The organism is Allobosea sp. 10N428 (genome assembly GCF_056394545.1).
On record NZ_JBFTIC010000002.1, the window covers coordinates 411698 to 428176 of the forward strand.

The window sequence follows — 16479 nt, forward strand, 5'->3', positions numbered from 1 at the left end:
GGGATCAGGCGACCCGCGCAACCGGCGCGGCGTGGTCCATCTTCCAGTAGCAGCGCCGGGCGTTCTCGGTGGTGATCCGAGCGGCCTCGTCGAAGGGCACGCCGATCGCATCCGCCAGAACCTTCGCCGTTTCAACGACATAGGCCGGTTCATTGCGTTTGCCTCTGAACGGGACGGGAGCCAGATAGGGCGCATCCGTCTCGACCAGCAGGCGCTCGCGCGGCACCATCCGCGCGATGCGGCGCAGGTTCTCCGAGGTCTTGAAGGTCAGGATGCCGGAGAAGGATACGTAGAAGCCGAGTTCGACACCGGCCATGGCGAGCGCCTCTCCCGCCGTGAAGCAGTGCAGAATCGCCGGGAAAGCGCCCTTCTCGGTTTCCTCCCGCAGAATCGCGATCATGTCGTCATCCGCTTCGCGGGCGTGGATGACGAGCGGCAACTGCGTCATCCGGGCGGCGGCGATATGGGTGCGCAGCCCCTGCGCCTGCGCGTCGCGGGGGCTGGAATCGTAATGGTAGTCGAGGCCGGCTTCGCCGATCGCGACGCAGCGCGGATGGCCCGACAGTTCTGCCAGCCGCTCGGCCGTGATGTCGAGTTCCTCATGCGCCTGATGCGGATGGGTGCCGACCGAGAACCAGACCGACGGGAAGCGCTCCGCGATCGCAGCATAATCCGCGAAGCGCGCGACGCGGGTCGAGATCGTGACCATCCGGCCGACGCCCGCGGCTTCGGCCCGCGCGATATAGGCCGGCAGCTCCGCTGCGAAGTCCGGAAAGTCGAGATGGCAGTGTGTGTCGATGACCATCACGCCACCTGACCATCCTCGGGCTCGACATAGCGCGGGAACACCGCGCTCGGCGCCGGCAGCGGTGTCCCGCTGGCCAGACGTCCGATCTCGCCGAGCGCAGCAAAGCTGCGAGCCTCAGCAGGCACGCCGAGCAGGTCAAGCAGTTTGCCCGCTGCCTGCGGCATCACCGGCTGCACCAGGATCGCGACTTGCCGGATCACCTCGATCGTAACGTAAAGCACGGTGTCGCGGCGCGCCGGATCTGTCTTGGTCAGGCGCCAGGGCTCGTTGGCAGCGAAATAGCGGTTCGCCTCCGCCACCACCGCCCAGATATCGGCCAGCAGGCTATGCAGGGCGAAATCCTTCATCATGTCGCGGGCCTTGGCGAGCGCGCCATCGGCCATGGCGAGCATGGCTTGGTCGGCGTCGGTCAGCGTCCCGCAAGGCGGCACCCTGCCCTCGCAGTTCTTGGCGATCATCGACAGCGAGCGCTGCGCCAGATTGCCGAGGTCGTTGGCGAGGTCGGCATTGATCCGCCCGACAATGGCATCGTGGCTGTAATTGCCGTCCTGGCCGAAGGAAACCTCGCGCAGGAAGAAATAGCGCAGCTGGTCGACGCCATAGGTCTCGGCGAGGTCGAAGGGATCGACCACGTTGCCCAGCGACTTCGACATCTTCGTGCCCTTGTTCAGCAGGAAGCCGTGGCCGAAGACGCGCTTCGGCAGCGGCAGCCCCGCCGACATCAGGAAGGCCGGCCAGTAAACCGCATGGAAGCGCACGATGTCCTTGCCGATGATGTGGACATCGGCCGGCCAATAATGCGCGCGGGAACTCGCGGGATCGGGGAAGCCCGTCCCGGTGAGGTAGTTGTTGAGCGCGTCGACCCAGACATACATGACGTGCTTCGGGGCGCCCGGCACCGGCAGGCCCCAGTCGAAGGTCGTGCGGCTGATCGAGAGATCCTCGAGTCCTCCCTTGACGAAGGAGACGACCTCGTTCCTGCGCGTCTCCGGCGAAATGAAGTCCGGGACCTCATCGTAGAGCTTCAGCAGGGCGTCCTGGTACTTGGCGAGGCGGAAGAAGTAACTCTCTTCCTCCACCCACTCGACCGGCGTCCCCTGCCCCCCCAGGCGCGTGCCGTCGGGCTGGAGAGTCGTCTCCTCCTCCCCGTAGAAGGCCTCGTCGCGCACCGAATACCAGCCGGAATACTCGGCGAGATAGATGTCGCCATTGGCCTCCATGCGCCGCCAAAGCTCGTCGGTCGAGACCTCGTGGTCGGGGTCGGTCGTGCGGATGAAGCGGTCGAAAGAGCAGCCGAGGCGCTGCTCCATCTCCTGGAACCGCGCCGCGATCTTGTCGACGAACTCCTTCGCCGACAGGCCGTTCTGGGCCGCCGTGCGCTGAACCTTCTGGCCGTGCTCGTCCGTGCCGGTCATGGCGAAGACGTCGTAGCCATCCAGCCGCTTGAACCGCGCGATCGCGTCGGCCGCCACCATCTCATAGGCGTGGCCGATATGCGGCGGCCCGTTGGTGTAATGGATCGCGGTCGTCAGGTAGAATTTCGGGGCGGTTGCCATCATCTGTCCGAGAGCTTCGCTTCACGCTGCGCGCGAGCGGGAAACCGCAGCCGACAGATCATGAAACATCGTCATCACCAGCGGTCGACGGTCGAGATTGTACGTCTCGACCTCTCGCGCCTGCTGTCCAAGCTTTTCCCATACCTCCGCAAGTGGTGCAAGACGCGCCGGTTGCGCTGCAGCATGCGCGTGCAGGTGGTCGGAGATCCAGCCCTGCACCGTCTCGATCATCACCGCGAAATCGCGCTCGCCGGCCTTGCCGGCGACATCCTCGGCCAGCGTCAGCAGCGCCGGGATGTCGACATGCGGCAACGCGTCGAGGCGCGCCCTCACCGCTTCGACCAGGGCGAGCGTCTCGGGATCGACATAGGTCAGCGCCCGCCGCACCGAGCCTTCGGCAAGACTCGCGGCTCGCCGCAATGCCGAGCGGTCGAGCGGCGCCTGCATCCGCTCCAGCGCCAGGCTTCCGGCCTCCATCACTCCGGCTTCATCGAGCGGAGCGAAGGTCAGGAGGCGGCATCGCGAGCGGATCGTCGGCAGCATGCGGCCCGGCGCATGGGCGACGATCAGGAACAGCGCCCGCGGCGGCGGCTCCTCCAGCAGCTTCAGCAGCGCATTCGCGGCGGAGCGCTCCATATCCTCGGCGGAATCGACGATGCAGACGCGCCATCCGCCCTCGGCAGCGCTCGCGCCGAAGCGGTCGATGACCCGTCGCACCGCATCGACCGGGATATTGCTTGTGTAGCTCTTGCCGTCCGGCTTGGGCACCCGCCTCAGCACATGCAGATCGGGATGCGACTGCGCCATGACGCGCCGCGAGGCGGGGTCGCTCTCGGGCATGGCGAGATTGCCCTTCTGCGCGGCGCGCATCCGCGGATCGCCGGCAGCGAGCATGAAGCGCGCCGCCCGATAGGCGAAGCTCGCCTTGCCGATGCCTTCCGGCCCGCCGAGCAGCCACGCGTGATGCATCCGGCCGGAAGAGACGGCATCGAGAAAGGCCCGCTCCTGCGCCTCGTGGCCGATCAGGCTCAGCGTCTCGCGCGGATGCGGCGCGATCGGCAGCCGGTCGGGTTCGTCGCTGGTCTCTCGCATCACGCTTCCGGTCTGGTTTGCAGGCGCTCGCCCACCGCCTTCCACGCCGCTTCCGCAAGCGCCTCGGGCGGCAGCGTCGCATCGAGCAGGACGCAGCGCCGTGGCTCCCGGGCGGCAATGTCGCGATAGGCTTGGCGCAGATTGCGGTGGAAGGCCAGCGCTTCGCCCTCAAATCGATCGATCGCCTCTCCGGGCCGGCGCCGTTTTGCGGCACGGGCGAGGCCGATCTCGGGATCGAGATCGAGGATCAGGGTGAGATCCGGCATCAGCCCGGCGACGGTCACGGATTCGAGCGCGGCCAGCAGAGCTGGGTCGATCTTGCCCAGCACGCCCTGATAGACCCGCGTCGAATCGATGAAGCGATCGCAGATCACCCATTCGCCACCTTCGAGCGCAGGGCGGATCAGGCTGTCGATATGGTCGATCCGTGCTGCCGAGAACATCAGGGCCTCGGCGAAGGCGCCATAGTCCTTGGCCTGCCCCGCCAGGATCATCTCGCGAATAGCCTCGGCCTTGGGCGAGCCGCCAGGCTCGCGCGTCGTCCGGGTCGTGAAGCCGGCCTCGCCGAGCCGCCCCGCCAATGCGCGCGCCAGCGTCGATTTGCCGGCGCCCTCGCCGCCCTCGAGGGTGATGAATCGTCCCTTGTCCATGTCGATCCGCTCAGCTCCGGCCCAGCGCCTTGCGGACCCAGCCGGTCGTGGCCTCGAACAGCGCATCGAGCGCGCGGCTCTGCAGCGTGCCGGCCTGCACCGTTTCGGCTGCATAGAGGGGCACGTCCAGCGTTTTGATATCGCCGCGCGTCACGATGAGACGGCCCACCTCCGCCCCCTCCTCGACGGGAACCATAAGCGGGCCGCGATAGACGATGCGCGCGGTGAGGCGCTCTGTGCTGCCCCGCGGCAGGGGGAGGCTGATGGCCCCCTTGCTGCGCAGCGCGACGCGCCCCTTCTCGCCGCCATAGACGCTCGCCTCGCCGACGGTCTCGCCATTGGCGAAGAGCTGCCGCCGCTCGAAGGCGCGGAAGCCCCATTCCAGGAGCTTGCGGGCCTCGGCCGCCCGGTCCCGCGCTGTCTTGAGGCCGTTGACGACGACGATGAGGCGCTGGCCGTTCTGGACAGCCGAGCCGACGAGGCCAAAGCCCGACTCGTCGATATTCCCCGTCTTCAGCCCGTCGGCGCCGATATCCATCGTCAACAGCGGGTTGCGGTTCTGCTGTCTGATCTTGTTCCAGGTGAACTCGCGCTGGCCGAAGATCTTGTAGAGTTCCGGATAGGTCTTGATGATGTGGTCCGCGAGCAGGGCGAGCTCGCGCGCCGTCACCCGTTGCTGCGGATCAGCCATGCCGGTTGCATTGCGGAAGACGGATTTGGTGAGCCCCAGCGCACGCACGCGCTCCGTCATGATCCGTCCAAAGGTCGCCTCGTCGCCGGCGATCGCTTCGGCCAGGGCGATCGAAGCGTCGTTGCCGGACTGAACGATGATGCCCTGCAGGATATCGGACAGCTTGATGCGGCTGTTGACGATGGCGAACATCGCAGAGCCACCCGAAGGCGCCCCGCCCTTGCGCCAGGCGTTCTCGGAGATGCCGATCTCGCTGTCGAGCGACAGGCGGCCGGCGCTGATGTCCTGAAAGGCGACCAGCACCGTCGCGAGCTTCGCCATGCTCGCCGGGACCATCAATTCGTCGGCCGATTTCTCGTAGAGGACGGCGCCGGTATCCGAATCGAGCAAGACCGCAAAAGGCGCCTGCGACTGGAAGTTCTGGGCACGAACCGGAGCGGCAAGAATGAGAGCCCAGAGCAGGACAACCACGCCTGCTCCCCACCACCGAACCGGCGGCAGAGCCGCAGCAGACAGGTTCGCATAACGAAAGGCGCTCATGCCTCGATGTGAAGCAGAGCGCCCGGCATCAGGTCAAGAAAATTGGCTTCAGTTGCGCGTCGGCGGCAACACGGCCTGGAAAGCGAGCCGGTTGACCGGCTGGGTCCTGGCGAGCCCTTTCTCGGGCACGTTCAGCAAGCTTGCGGACGTGCCGCGCGGCGGCGGCAGCGTGGAGCGCAGCGCAGCGGGAACCGCAACCGGCTTTCCGGCGTTGGCGATGGTATCGAGATCGAAAGGCCGGCTCGGCGGCAGCGGGGCGGCACGGACCGGCGTGGCTGCGGAAGCCGCGGGACCGGCGGATGCAAGCGTCGCCATGACCGGCGACGACGGCGAGATCACACGCGTCGTTTGAGGAGCATAGGCCTGCGCGACGGGCTGGCTGACCTCGGGAGCGACGGGCTCCGGCTCCGCCACCTGGGCGGGGGCGTCGATATCGGCGCTGCGCGTGCGCGTCGTGGCGACCCCTTCTGTGCTGGCAACCATCGTCCGTGCGCTGGTGCCCGGAATCGGCGCCTGGCTGCCGTCGGTGCGGAGCGTTGCAAGCAGGAGATTGTCGTCAGAGCCGGCGAGCGAGGCCTGGCCGAGATATTCCATCTTGATGCGCGCCGTCCCGAGATGGCGGAAGGCAAGCGCATCGGCAGTCTTCTGCGAAACGTCCATCAGGCGATTGCCGTGATAGGGGCCGCGATCGTTGACGCGTACGATGATCGAGCGATTGTTCAGAAGGTTCGTGACACGCGCATAGGCCGGCAGCGGCATCGTCGGGTGCGCGGCGGAAATGCTGTTGCGGTCATAGACCTCGCCATTGGCCGTGCGGCGACCGTGGAAGGCCTCGCCATACCACGAGGCCAGGCCGACAGCGGCATAGCCGACAGGCTTTTCATAGGGCACGTAGCGTTTGCCGGCGACCGAATAGGCCTTGCCGACGAGTTGGCGACCGCCGCCCTTCGGCACCTCCTCGCCATCCGCGACCACGCGCGGGCTGGCGGGGCCGTATTTCCACTGCGGGAAAGCGCCGATCTCCTTTGAACGACGCCCGGCGGTCTGATTGCCGGCGCAGTTGGCGACGAACAGGCCAGCCAGCACGACGCAGCCGAGACGCGCAATGGACGAGACGGAAGAAGACGCTGGCGGCGATCCGGTCACGCTGGAGGAGAGCTCCTTGGCCGAAAAGCTAGCGTCCCGCATCGTTTTGCTCTTCCGCTTTCTGCGCCAAAAACCACGGCTTCGCCCAAGCCGCACGCGCGGCTTGACCGAGTTTTCGGTCAATTCCTTTAAGGGATCGTTAAACAGCGAAATACCTGCACCGAGGATTCGCCGAACAGGAGTCCCTGTCTTTGAGCGGGCACAAAGGTGTCCGAACAGTGGCGCATGTCAACCTGCGCGACAGACCTTCGCCATCTTTTCCACCGGGCGTGACCTTAACGCCACTATTGCCGCACGGAGCCAGGCGCATCGGCTTCGTCTGGGAACTATGGCTCGTTTCATCCGAAAACTGCGGTCTAAACCTGACAGCCCCCTTGCAAATCGGCGGCCCCGATTGCATTGAACCATGGCCGGAAGGGTGGCCGAGTGGTTTAAGGCAGCGGTCTTGAAAACCGCCGTGGGTGCAAGCCCACCGTGGGTTCGAATCCCACCCCTTCCGCCAGAATCCCATATTTCATAGGATTATCTGGGCATCTGACCCACGAACCCACGTTCTACCCACAACGCGAATCAGGGCCTACGGCTGGGTTTTGCCGACGATCTGCCGTGGTGGGATGGCGCTAGACAGCTTCGCAGCGCTTCGCTCGTGAAAATATATCGCTGCCACCAAGCCCTCGGTGATGTCGAGCAGGGTCGATAAATGCTCAGTGGTCGGCTTAAAGCCACGATGCATGGCGGCGTGCCCGGCTTCGATTAGCGCTGCCTTGAAGCTAGGCTGTTGATGTAGCGCGACATATCCGAGCTGAAAGAATTGAGTGATATTGCCGGTGAAAGAGCCGGTGTCGCCGCCGATTTTGTCGATCATCATTATCTCGACAACGGCGCGAATGCCCATCGCAGCTAGTCGGTTCGATCCGTTCTGAAGGGCCGTATAGACCTCGTTCAGGAGCTGACCGATGTCGGTTTCAAGCATCCAGATTGCATTCGGGAAACCCGACATCCAGTCCGGTCGTCGACGCGACAATGGCGGCGGGTAGTAGACTGTGTCGACGATCGGGTTTCCGTCGCCGTCCGACATCTGCGTATAGTCGGTTTCGTGCTGAAGATGAATTCGATCGCAACCCGCGCACTTGATGAGTCTATAGGTGGAGATCAACACCCATTCATCATCGTCACTCACGTCAACTTCGGTGTGAAGAACCAGATGGTTCTTCCTCCCGCCGCAGGTGTTGCAGTGCGCCTTGATCTTCTCGTCCATCCGACACGTGCCCTAAAGTCGATCGCCGGAAGCTATCACGCAACAATCGATCGCGACACGGCACCGATGGCGCCAACCACAAGCTATTGGATGGGCGCTCGACGTCTGCGGTTCTCCCGACTGCTCTCAGCTTTCGGAAAGCTCAGAAGGGTACCCGGCACGCCGTACTTCACCCTTTTCCACTTCCCTGTAAGACCATTGTCGATGCGAATCAGCCGCCCCTCGCTGGCGAGATATTCGCAGACGGCCAGCACGTAGGCGCGTTGACGTTCCTCGGTCAGACCGCTGTTCGTCCAAGGGATAGCGTGGCGGACGTAATCCATCGCGACAGCACCACTCTTATGCTTGGAGGCGTAGGCCAGCACTGCGGATGGCGGTCGAGTTCAACGCGGTCGATCGGGTTCATGATTCGCGCCCCTAATGACGGACGGAGCTGCCACCGGGGGCCGTCATCACAGCCGGGGGAACGCCGAGCTGCACAAGGGAGAGCGTGTCGACCGGGGGCACGAGAAACCGCTTACCGTCCGGCGACATCATCAGGAGGTTCAGCTTATCGGCGACGTAGAGAGCTTCTGGGTTCGCAGCGCCGAGGGCGTCGACCATCTGACCTAGGCTGACAGTGCGGTCCGCTGCGTCGTCACCCTTACGAGCCGACACGATCTCAAGCGCGAAGCAGTATGCTTTCAGCGCTAGCGCCTGCTGTGTGCGCAGCGTCTCTTCGGCAATCATGCTGACGAGCAGTTCGGTCCGGTCGATGTTCATGTGCATTTTCGTGCTCCTGTGGCGCTGAACGGGGTGCTTTTTCGTGGGTCATCCGGGCGGTAGTCGCCAAATCGCCTAGCGGGGATAGGCGTTCGGGCGGAGGATCACGCAGTTTTGCGGGCGAGCGAGATCAGCCACTCCAGTTCCGACAGCGGGAGGTCATTCAGGGGCGGCTGCCAGCGCTGCATTTGTGGTGAGCGCGCGGCGCTCGTGGCATGGTCTGAGCCCGGGTCAATTGTTCGCGCCGGTCAGGAGCGCCTACACACTTGCCTCCTGATGAGGTCAAGGGTGTCTGCGCCGGAGGCGAACGCCGGTTGCCTCGGTCACTTCGGTACTGTGGTGCTTGAGGCGCAAATCGTTGCAGATGGCCCAAGCGCGTAGGTCGCATACCAATCGCCGAGTTTCGGCAATGCCGGCAGGCTTGGACATGCCCGGAACTCTTTATGCTAGATTTTCGAGCGAAACGCCCGGGGTGTTCGGCCGGTCGCCTTTTGGAAGGCGCGCGCGAAATTGGCTGGAGAGGAATATCCCATCTCTGCCGACACACGGGTGATCGAGCCATTCGTGTGCCTGAGCAACTCGGTGGCCCGCTGCACCCTTGCCGCATTCGCCAGGCTGCGAAAGTCGGTGCCAGCCTGACTTAGCTCACGTTGCAGCGTTCGGACGCTGGTAGCCATCGGTCGCGCCACGCGATCGATCGATACGCTGCCGGTGAGGACCTGAGCCCGGACCTGCTCCATGACGACGTCGAGCAGATCGCGTGGAGCGCCGCCGGGCCGGTCTCGGGCCACGTCCTCGATGGTGACGATGGGCCATGCCCCACGGTTGGGAGCAGCCGACAAGAGGTCGCGTTCCATGACGATCGTCACGGCGGGCGCGTTGAACAGGACGGGGCACTGGAAGAGATCTTCGAACAGCCCGATCTGGCGCGGCCTACTGATATTGAGCTCGACGCGCAGTGGCCGCCAGTCAAAAGGCAAATAAGCCCTGAGGACGCTGAGCAGAACGCCGGCAGCCGCTCCGGCGATCATGTCGTAGCCCGCGTGGCCAGCCAAGGCAAAGACGTAGCTATAGCGTGCCTCGTCGCCGACGATGGCGACGGACATCCTGTCATGGGTGCTGTGATAAGGCAGCGCCACAATGGCCCGCTGGATGGATTGGCCGAGGGTATCGCCCCCCAGAACGTAGCGCCCGAAGCTGCCGTAATTGCCTGCGCTCATCATCGGCGCGATCAGAAGCCCGAGATTGGGCTCGCCGGCCGCCCTTGCCGCAGCATTCACGAAGCCGAGGACTGCGGCATGCGGGATGAAACAATTGCGGCCTTCGGTCAGCTCCAGATCGAAGCCTGCTGCGCGGTTTGCCCGTAGGAGCGCGCTTTCCCCGATTGCATGACGCAGGAATGCCGGCAGGCCGTGCAGGATGTGGCTCGAGATGACTGGGATCTCAGCCACGCGCTGGACGCTCCGGAATGCTTGCAAGGTTGGCGCAAAATGAGTGGTCCCGAAACCCGATTGCTGCTTTGTCGCACAGTATAAGTGCCGCCGGCAAACGGGAAAACCGGCCTTCGTCGTCGTCAATTTTATTATAGTTGGGGGAATTTCGGGCCGTGAGCGCGAGGACGTTGATCAGGCTAGCCATACTGACACTCTTCGCGACCTTGTCGTGCTCAGGAGTGGTGCTGGCGGAAGATTCAACGGGCAGCCCTGGCGATCTGGCTAAAGCAGCGCAGAACCCCGTTGCCGACATGATCAGCGTGCCGTTCCAGAACAACTTCAACTTCCATGTCGGTCCGCACAAGCAGCTGCAGAATGTCCTCAACATCCAGCCGGTGATCCCGATCACGCTCAGCAAGGATTGGAACCTGATCACGCGCTGGATCACGCCTGTGATCTCGCAGCCGGCCCTGACGGTGAATGGCGATCGCGAGTTCGGCCTGGGCGACATCAATCCCAGCTTCTTCTTCTCGCCGAAGCAGCCAACTCACGGCATCATCTGGGGCATCGGGCCGACCGTCGTACTCCCCACCGGCACCGACAAGACCCTCACGTCCGGCAAGTACTCGGCGGGGCCGGCCTTCGTAGCCTTGGCAATCGAGGGACCCTGGGTTGTCGGCGTCCTCGTCAACAATGTCTGGTCCTTCGCGGGCAAGAGTACCCGCAGCACGGTCAATGCAATGACGCTGCAGCCGTTTGTGAACTACAACTTCCACGGCGGCTGGTACCTGACATCGTCCCCCGTCATCACCGCCAACTGGGAGGCCGGCCAGGGCGACCGCTGGACGGTGCCCATCGGAGGCGGTTTTGGGCGCGTATTCAAGATTGGCCATCAGCCCGTCAATGCGCAGCTCGCAGCCTACTACAATGTCGCAAAGCCCAGCGGGGCCGCCGATTGGCAGCTGAGGGCCCAGCTCCAGTTCCTGTTCCCGAAATGATGGGCGAACAAGCCGCTCACGGGGCGCCTCTCGGATGTCGTGTTCGCGCCAAACGCCGACATAGAGGGGGCTCTGAATTGGCCGTTCCTGCATTGTCAATCATCGCCGACGTCGCGTAACTTCATCTTGCTACCTATGCGCGCTCAGCCACGAGTTGTGAACCCGAAGGAAGTGTTCAAATGATCACGAAACGCGATCTGCTTGGCTCTGCTGCGCTGGCGGCGCTCACCGCCACGATGGCAAAGGCCGACATCGTCTCCCCCCCGGTCATTGAGCAGAACAGTGTCGAATGGCCCAGCCTGTTCGAGGCCAAGGACATCGCCGAAGAAGGCTTCATCTACGGCCTGCCGCTGGTGATGTATTATGCGGTGATGCAGGAGTTCGCCGTCGACAGGAACTCGGGACAGTTCAAGGCCCCATTCAACGAAATCAAAAACCTGAACCATGTCGCCACCCCGGCGGACACGGCAATCATCACGCCCAATAGCGATACGCCTTACTCGTTCATCTGGATGGATTTGCGGGCTGAACCGATGGTGATCTCGGTGCCGGCGATCGAAAAGGAGCGCTATTACTCGGTCCAGCTCATCGACGGCAACACTTACAACTTCGGCTATATCGGCACGCGCGCCACGGGGACCGAGCCGGGCGACTATCTGGTCGTCGGGCCGGACTGGAAAGGTGGAACGCCCGCTGGGATCAAGAAGGTCTTCTCATCGACGACGCCGTTCCCGCTCGCGATTTTCCGCACCCAGCTTTTCAATCCCGGCGACATGCCGAACGTTGAGAAGGTCCAGGCCGGCTACAAGGGGCAACCGCTTTCCGCCTTCCTCAAGCAGCCCGCCCCGCCCGCCGCGCCCAAGCTCACCTTCGTTCCCGCCAGCACCGCCGGGATCAGGCATAACTTCTTCGAGTATCTCGACGCCGCCCTGCAATTCGTCCCCGAGACGGCAAGGGACAAGGCGGTTCGCGCGAAGCTTGCGAAAATAGGCATCGGCCCCGCCAAGACCTTTGCGTTCAAGGATTTGTCGTTCGAGCACAAGGCCGAAATCCTGGTGGCCATGAAGCAAGGCAATGGCAAAGTCGACAAATGGCTGGCCGGTGGAAACAAGAACATCAACGGCTGGAACATCGGCTCGTTCTTCGGCGACGAGGTCTTCTATAACGGCGATTGGGTGATGCGGGCCGGGTCTGCAAAGGGCGGTCTCCTCGGCAATGACGCTGTAGAAGCCATGTACCCCTACACGCGAACGGACGCGACCGCTGAGCCGCTCGACGGCAGCAAGCACAAATACACCATCACCTTCGCGCCTGGCCAGTTGCCGCCAGTGAATGCGTTCTGGTCGGTTACGATGTATGATGGAAAGAGCCAGTTTCTGGTGAAGAATCCGATCGATCGCTACCTAATCAACTCTCCGATGTTGTCCGCGATGAAAAAGGACGCGGATGGTTCGCTGACGCTGTACCTGCAGAAGGACAGCCCTGGCGCCGACAAGGAGGCAAACTGGCTTCCGGCGCCGGATGACAAGATCTATCTCGTGATGCGCCTCTATTGGCCGAAGCCTGCACCGCCTTCGATCCTGCCGGCGGGCACAGGAACATGGCAGCCACCGGGCGTGAAGCGGGTCTGATAGTAGACGAAAGACTTGGTGCACGCTCCCTAGTCGCAAGGTCATTGCGATAACGCGGTTGTCTACCGTGCCGTCTACAAATTTCGGCATAATATTCAATCGGAATTATCGCCAAGGCGACCCGAAACTGGGTCGCCTAATATGATCGGCTTGCCATTTTCGCTCAATACCTGCGGCTCTTACACTTTCAAACAGGAGATCATTATGTCCAAAACTTTCGCTGCCGTGGCGCTTTCGCTCGTCTGCGCAGCCTCGTCTTCGGCGACGGCCCAGGTTCCGCTCACGAGCTATGTCGACGCCAAAGGCTTCATCGATGTTCAGGCCCTGACCTGCGCGCAACTCGCCGCGACCTTCCAGGAGGACGCCGACGCACTTTCTGCCTGGTATAGCGGTTGGTATAACGGCCTCGCCAAGAAGCATTTCCTTGACCTGAAGAAGGGCAAGGTCGTCGAGCACGAGCTCATCGTCTACTGCAAAGCCAATCCCGATAAGAAGATAATCGAGGCGCTTGCGGTCGTGTTCAAGGATGAGCGCGCCAAGCTCGGAATTCACCTGAAGTAAATATTTGAAGCATCGGCAATCATTTCGGGCAGCTCCAATCTCAGCCAGGATAGAACGTCATGAGCCCATATATCTCAGTCGGGATTGCGCTATCACTCGGACTGATCCTTGCAGGCTGCCAAACTTCGCAATCAAGGCAAGAGCAGCTTGCCGCGATTTGTGCTGATCCGGCCAACCGGCAGCCCAATACCTTCTACTGGGCAGAATGTCAGTCGCTTTATCCGTCGACGAGCCGGCAGTTGCAAAAGGATTACGCGCTTGGCGCTCCGACAGGCGACTGAGGTCGGGACCGGGCCGTGCTGAAAGAGAACGAGCGCGAGCCAGAAAAACCTCGCGAGCATATCAATATTGCATAGCCCCAGTCTCTCCACCCTCTCAAAGGATTCATTCGATATGCCACTCCGCACTATAAAAATCTTTGCCGGAATTGCCTTCGCAGCATGCTCGATCACCGCGCAGGCCGCCGACCTGCCGTCTCGGCGGATCGTACCTGTTGCTCCTTTGCCGCCCGCCTTCACCTGGACCGGTTTCTATGTCGGTGCCCAGGCCGGCTGGGCGCAGACCAGAACCGAACTGACGCCGGGCGCCGTGATCGCCGGGCGGGCTGCCGTTGCTTCATTGCCGAGTCTGAACCGGGACGGCGCTGCGGTCGGCCTGCTGGCGGGCTACAACTACCAGATCGGTCAGCTGGTCCTCGGCGGCGAGATCGACGGCGCAGCCCTCATCACCGGCAAGCAGCGCTTCACCGCGCTAACCGGCGATTTCATCACCGCGCATACCAATTGGGTAGGCTCGGCCAGGCTGCGAGTCGGTTATGCCTTTGATCGCTTCATGATCTACGCAACTGGCGGCCTGGCATTGGCCGAGGCCAAGTCGACGGTGACGGGGACAGGTTATTCCTATGGCGCGGGTGACGGCGCCCGTGTTGGCTGGACGCTTGGTGCAGGCGCCGAATATGCCATCACGAACAATTGGATCGCCGGTCTGGAGTATCGGTACTCGCAGTTCGAGGAGGATACCTACACCTATCCGGTCGGCGTTGGCGGACTCGGGATCATCGGCTTCAAGCAGCAACTGAGCACCAATCAGGTTGTCGGGCGGCTGCTCTACAAGTTCTAGCCCTCTCGGACACACGGCGTCGTGCCGACCGAGCCATCGGCGGACCTTCGGACTCTAATGGGCGGCGTGGTCGTCGAGGATCACGGGGACGATATTGCCGGCCGGCCCCTCAGCCTCGATGGCGTTGAGGAAGCGGATGTACTCCTGGTGCCGATGGCGCTGCATGTTGCGGTCGACGGTGCCGTCGAGGACGTTTAACGCGGCGAACAGGTCGCGGTGCCATGGCGTTTGTATTCGTGGGTCATGGTGCCGGGCCGGCCCTTCTTCAGAGGTAGGCCCGGCTCCGTGAGGTCGAGCGCATGGATCTGGCTCTTCTCATAGACGGACATCACGATGGCATGGGCTTGCGGCTCAACGTAGAGGCCGACCACGTCGCGCAGCTTCCGCAGAAAATTCGGATCTTTGGACAGCTTGAACTGCCGACAGCGATGCGACTGCAGCCTGTGCGCCTTCCAGATGCGCGGCACCGTGCTGGCGCTGGACCATCGGTCGGAGCATGAGGCTTCAGGCGGCATCAGGGTGTGACCAATCATATCTGCCGCGCGTAATCCTTAGCGGGCGCCGGTCTCTGCTGGCAGTCCACGATCAGCGCCCCCTCGTTGACGATTACGCTCGTCTAACTCGGTAGGTTCGCCGGCCGGGCGCTTGGCGCCGAATAATCTGAACATGGTCACATCCCGTATTTGGCAAGAAAGGCGGCGTCTGGGTCTTCCGGGGGCTGCCACCGGGGCGCCTCCTGGGTGACCGCTGTCGGCGCCGAGCGTTCGGGCACCGGACTTGGCGGGGCGTCGACTAGCTTCGGGCGCCGGGGCGGGCTGATCGGACCTGACCGGGGGACCGGCTCAAGCGGCCGGAACAGGAACTTGCCTGACGGGACCGCAGCGACGGTGAGAACATGCTGCGCTGTAGCCGGGTCGCCATGTGTCGGCAGTTGCCCGCCGTCCGCACCGAAGAGCCGGATATGAACGCCGCTCGCGTTCAAGCGGGCGTGCTCAACTGCGAGACTGGTACGCAGTGACTTCTGTGCAGTAGGATTCAGGTTAATCTTCATACCCGTCAGCCTCGTAAGGGTCTTTCGCCGTCTCGGCAGGCTTCCCGGTGACGGTACCGAGATACTTGCTAGCCAGATCGACGTTGACGGCTGCTGTGCGGTAGTCGAGCGCCTTCAGGGCGTAGTCAGCCTGTTCGCGGGTCAACATACCGGTCAGTGTCAGTTCAGCGACGCGGGCGTAAGCGTCGGTCAGAGGCAAGGCCAGGATTTCGTCTGTCGTCTCTTTCGTCAGGTTCGGGTCGCGATTGCGCATGCTGTCGAGCAGCTTTTGTGCTGCCAGTTGTCTGTCGGGATCGTATACCGGGCTGATCGCCTTAATCGCCAGCAACTGCACCACGCTTGCGTTAGTGATACGCAGGGTCTTGCGTGCGAGACGCTTGCCAAGCTGTTCGGCATGCTTCGTTGCCTTGTCGAGCAACATTCGCTCAAACGGGTCGAGCACTTCGCCGTCGTCGACCTTACGCCGCACGCCAGCTAGCTTTAGCTTCTCATCAGCGGTCAGGGCATTCAGACCTTCTTCCGCCGCGACGGCCTGCCCTAACTGGCGCATACCCTGCTCGTAAATATCAAGCTCGGCCATGCGTGTCGTGAAGTACGCACGCTTGGTGCGCTCTGCCAATCGCAACTGTTCGCGAAGTTCGTCCTGCTGCTGGTGGTAATTGCGATCATGGCGCAGCGTAATGTTTGCAGGTACCATCGGGAGGTCCGTTCATAGGTTGCGACAGGCCATCTGCGAATTGTGATAGGACGGCTAAGTTGTCGGTCGGAATAGTCGTCCGCCTGTTCAGTATTCGCCTCGCGACCGTTTCGATCAATCGCGCTGGCGGACTGCCACCGGGTGGTCGCCCCCGGTGGTCAGATCACTAACAGGTCTTCACGCATCCGCCGAATAAACTCGGTGACCACTCTTTCGCTGATGTTTGTTGGTTGAAATCCTAGCGCTGCTAGGTTTTGCGGGGGTCTGGCGGGGGTCTGTCCGAGACAACCCCCGCGAGAATCTGCCTTATTTTGCAGTGACTTGCGGTGGTTAGCGGGGGTTGCGGGGGTTAGTTTTGGTGTCTTTTGCGAGCGGGAGTGTGTGCGTGTGTGCGTGTGCGCTTGCTGGCTAAGGAGGGGAACCACAACCCCCGCAACCCCCGCGAAACCCCGCGAAGGGTACCAGCGCTGGCGGTTTGGTGGCGGG

At 62.8% G+C, this 16479-nt stretch carries 15 protein-coding genes, 1 tRNA gene and 1 pseudogene; 6 read left to right on the forward strand and 11 right to left on the reverse strand.

Annotated features, from left to right (window positions below; all coding sequences use genetic code 11):
- Window positions 1-4: 4 nt before the first annotated feature.
- From AC1DDA_RS08355 to AC1DDA_RS08380, 6 genes are read right to left on the reverse strand one after another with little or no spacing between them, the layout of a single operon-like run.
- Window positions 5-805 carry a TatD family hydrolase gene (locus AC1DDA_RS08355; protein WP_476795413.1) on the reverse strand — a complete coding sequence of 267 codons (801 nt, stop codon included), beginning with the start codon at window positions 803-805 and terminating at the stop codon, window positions 5-7.
- Window positions 805-2364: a methionine--tRNA ligase gene (gene metG / locus AC1DDA_RS08360; RefSeq protein WP_476795414.1), complete on the reverse strand. Its 1560-nt coding sequence runs from the start codon at window positions 2362-2364 to the stop codon at window positions 805-807. The genes AC1DDA_RS08355 and metG overlap by 1 nt, the downstream gene beginning before the upstream one ends.
- A 21-nt stretch (window positions 2365-2385) precedes the next feature.
- The gene (locus AC1DDA_RS08365; protein ID WP_476795415.1) at window positions 2386-3456 is read right to left on the reverse strand and encodes a DNA polymerase III subunit delta'; all 1071 of its coding nucleotides are present in this window, start codon (window positions 3454-3456) and stop codon (window positions 2386-2388) included.
- Window positions 3456-4106, reverse strand: a complete 651-nt coding sequence (tmk, locus tag AC1DDA_RS08370; RefSeq protein ID WP_476795416.1) for a dTMP kinase — start codon at window positions 4104-4106, stop codon at window positions 3456-3458. The genes AC1DDA_RS08365 and tmk overlap by 1 nt, the downstream gene beginning before the upstream one ends.
- Before the next feature lie 10 nt (window positions 4107-4116).
- Window positions 4117-5337 carry a D-alanyl-D-alanine carboxypeptidase family protein gene (locus AC1DDA_RS08375; protein WP_476795417.1) on the reverse strand — a complete coding sequence of 407 codons (1221 nt, stop codon included), beginning with the start codon at window positions 5335-5337 and terminating at the stop codon, window positions 4117-4119.
- A 48-nt stretch (window positions 5338-5385) separates the two neighbouring features.
- Window positions 5386-6525, reverse strand: a complete 1140-nt coding sequence (locus AC1DDA_RS08380) for a septal ring lytic transglycosylase RlpA family protein (protein ID WP_476795418.1) — start codon at window positions 6523-6525, stop codon at window positions 5386-5388.
- A gap of 370 nt (window positions 6526-6895) precedes the next feature.
- Between AC1DDA_RS08380 and AC1DDA_RS08385 the strand changes: the two genes are divergently transcribed.
- Window positions 6896-6985: transfer RNA gene (locus AC1DDA_RS08385), tRNA-Ser, on the forward strand.
- A gap of 75 nt (window positions 6986-7060) precedes the next feature.
- On the opposite strand, the gene AC1DDA_RS08390 is transcribed toward AC1DDA_RS08385, so the two are convergent.
- The 3 genes from AC1DDA_RS08390 to AC1DDA_RS08400 form a co-directional block, all read right to left on the reverse strand.
- Window positions 7061-7741, reverse strand: a complete 681-nt coding sequence (locus AC1DDA_RS08390; protein WP_476765184.1) for a DUF4145 domain-containing protein — start codon at window positions 7739-7741, stop codon at window positions 7061-7063.
- Between the two features lie 417 nt (window positions 7742-8158).
- Window positions 8159-8509, reverse strand: coding sequence for a hypothetical protein (locus tag AC1DDA_RS08395; protein WP_476778498.1), 351 nt, complete (start codon window positions 8507-8509; stop codon window positions 8159-8161).
- A 440-nt stretch (window positions 8510-8949) separates the two neighbouring features.
- A complete protein-coding gene (locus AC1DDA_RS08400; RefSeq protein WP_476778499.1) occupies window positions 8950-9954 on the reverse strand; it encodes an AraC family transcriptional regulator in 1005 nt (334 codons plus the stop codon).
- A 155-nt stretch (window positions 9955-10109) separates the two neighbouring features.
- On the opposite strand from AC1DDA_RS08400, the gene AC1DDA_RS08405 reads away from it, so the two are divergent.
- From AC1DDA_RS08405 to AC1DDA_RS08425, 5 genes are all read left to right on the forward strand, one after another.
- The gene (locus AC1DDA_RS08405) at window positions 10110-10934 is read left to right on the forward strand and encodes a hypothetical protein (RefSeq protein ID WP_476795419.1); all 825 of its coding nucleotides are present in this window, start codon (window positions 10110-10112) and stop codon (window positions 10932-10934) included.
- A 179-nt stretch (window positions 10935-11113) separates the two neighbouring features.
- Entirely contained in the window at window positions 11114-12565 is a 1452-nt protein-coding gene (locus AC1DDA_RS08410) for a DUF1254 domain-containing protein (protein WP_476795420.1), read from the forward strand.
- Window positions 12566-12769: 204 nt separating this feature from the next.
- Window positions 12770-13126 (forward strand): HdeA/HdeB family chaperone, encoded by a 357-nt coding sequence (locus AC1DDA_RS08415; protein ID WP_476765189.1) that lies wholly within the window; start codon window positions 12770-12772, stop codon window positions 13124-13126.
- Between the two features lie 59 nt (window positions 13127-13185).
- The gene (locus tag AC1DDA_RS08420) at window positions 13186-13407 is read left to right on the forward strand and encodes a hypothetical protein (protein WP_476765190.1); all 222 of its coding nucleotides are present in this window, start codon (window positions 13186-13188) and stop codon (window positions 13405-13407) included.
- 112 nt (window positions 13408-13519) lie between these two features.
- Window positions 13520-14245: an outer membrane protein gene (locus AC1DDA_RS08425; RefSeq protein ID WP_476765191.1), complete on the forward strand. Its 726-nt coding sequence runs from the start codon at window positions 13520-13522 to the stop codon at window positions 14243-14245.
- A 57-nt stretch (window positions 14246-14302) separates the two neighbouring features.
- Here AC1DDA_RS08425 and AC1DDA_RS08430 read toward each other — a convergent pair.
- Window positions 14303-14706 (reverse strand): annotated as a pseudogene (locus AC1DDA_RS08430) (transposase); the annotation flags it as partial.
- 579 nt (window positions 14707-15285) lie between these two features.
- The gene (locus tag AC1DDA_RS08435) at window positions 15286-15993 is read right to left on the reverse strand and encodes a hypothetical protein (RefSeq protein ID WP_476778502.1); all 708 of its coding nucleotides are present in this window, start codon (window positions 15991-15993) and stop codon (window positions 15286-15288) included.
- Between the last annotated feature and the right edge of the window lie 486 nt (window positions 15994-16479).

What these genes read in the sequence shown, in the direction of transcription:
- AC1DDA_RS08355 (WP_476795413.1), bottom strand. Translation starts at nt 805, where the DNA reads ATGGTCATCGACACACACTGCCATCTCGACTTTCCGGACTTCGCAGCG.
- metG (WP_476795414.1), bottom strand. Translation starts at nt 2,364, where the DNA reads ATGGCAACCGCCCCGAAATTCTACCTGACGACCGCGATCCATTACACC.
- AC1DDA_RS08365 (WP_476795415.1), bottom strand. Translation starts at nt 3,456, where the DNA reads ATGCGAGAGACCAGCGACGAACCCGACCGGCTGCCGATCGCGCCGCAT.
- tmk (WP_476795416.1), bottom strand. Translation starts at nt 4,106, where the DNA reads ATGGACAAGGGACGATTCATCACCCTCGAGGGCGGCGAGGGCGCCGGC.
- AC1DDA_RS08375 (WP_476795417.1), bottom strand. Translation starts at nt 5,337, where the DNA reads ATGAGCGCCTTTCGTTATGCGAACCTGTCTGCTGCGGCTCTGCCGCCG.
- AC1DDA_RS08380 (WP_476795418.1), bottom strand. Translation starts at nt 6,525, where the DNA reads ATGCGGGACGCTAGCTTTTCGGCCAAGGAGCTCTCCTCCAGCGTGACC.
- AC1DDA_RS08390 (WP_476765184.1), bottom strand. Translation starts at nt 7,741, where the DNA reads ATGGACGAGAAGATCAAGGCGCACTGCAACACCTGCGGCGGGAGGAAG.
- AC1DDA_RS08395 (WP_476778498.1), bottom strand. Translation starts at nt 8,509, where the DNA reads ATGCACATGAACATCGACCGGACCGAACTGCTCGTCAGCATGATTGCC.
- AC1DDA_RS08410 (WP_476795420.1), top strand. Translation starts at nt 11,114, where the DNA reads ATGATCACGAAACGCGATCTGCTTGGCTCTGCTGCGCTGGCGGCGCTC.
- AC1DDA_RS08415 (WP_476765189.1), top strand. Translation starts at nt 12,770, where the DNA reads ATGTCCAAAACTTTCGCTGCCGTGGCGCTTTCGCTCGTCTGCGCAGCC.
- AC1DDA_RS08420 (WP_476765190.1), top strand. Translation starts at nt 13,186, where the DNA reads ATGAGCCCATATATCTCAGTCGGGATTGCGCTATCACTCGGACTGATC.
- AC1DDA_RS08425 (WP_476765191.1), top strand. Translation starts at nt 13,520, where the DNA reads ATGCCACTCCGCACTATAAAAATCTTTGCCGGAATTGCCTTCGCAGCA.
- AC1DDA_RS08435 (WP_476778502.1), bottom strand. Translation starts at nt 15,993, where the DNA reads ATGGTACCTGCAAACATTACGCTGCGCCATGATCGCAATTACCACCAG.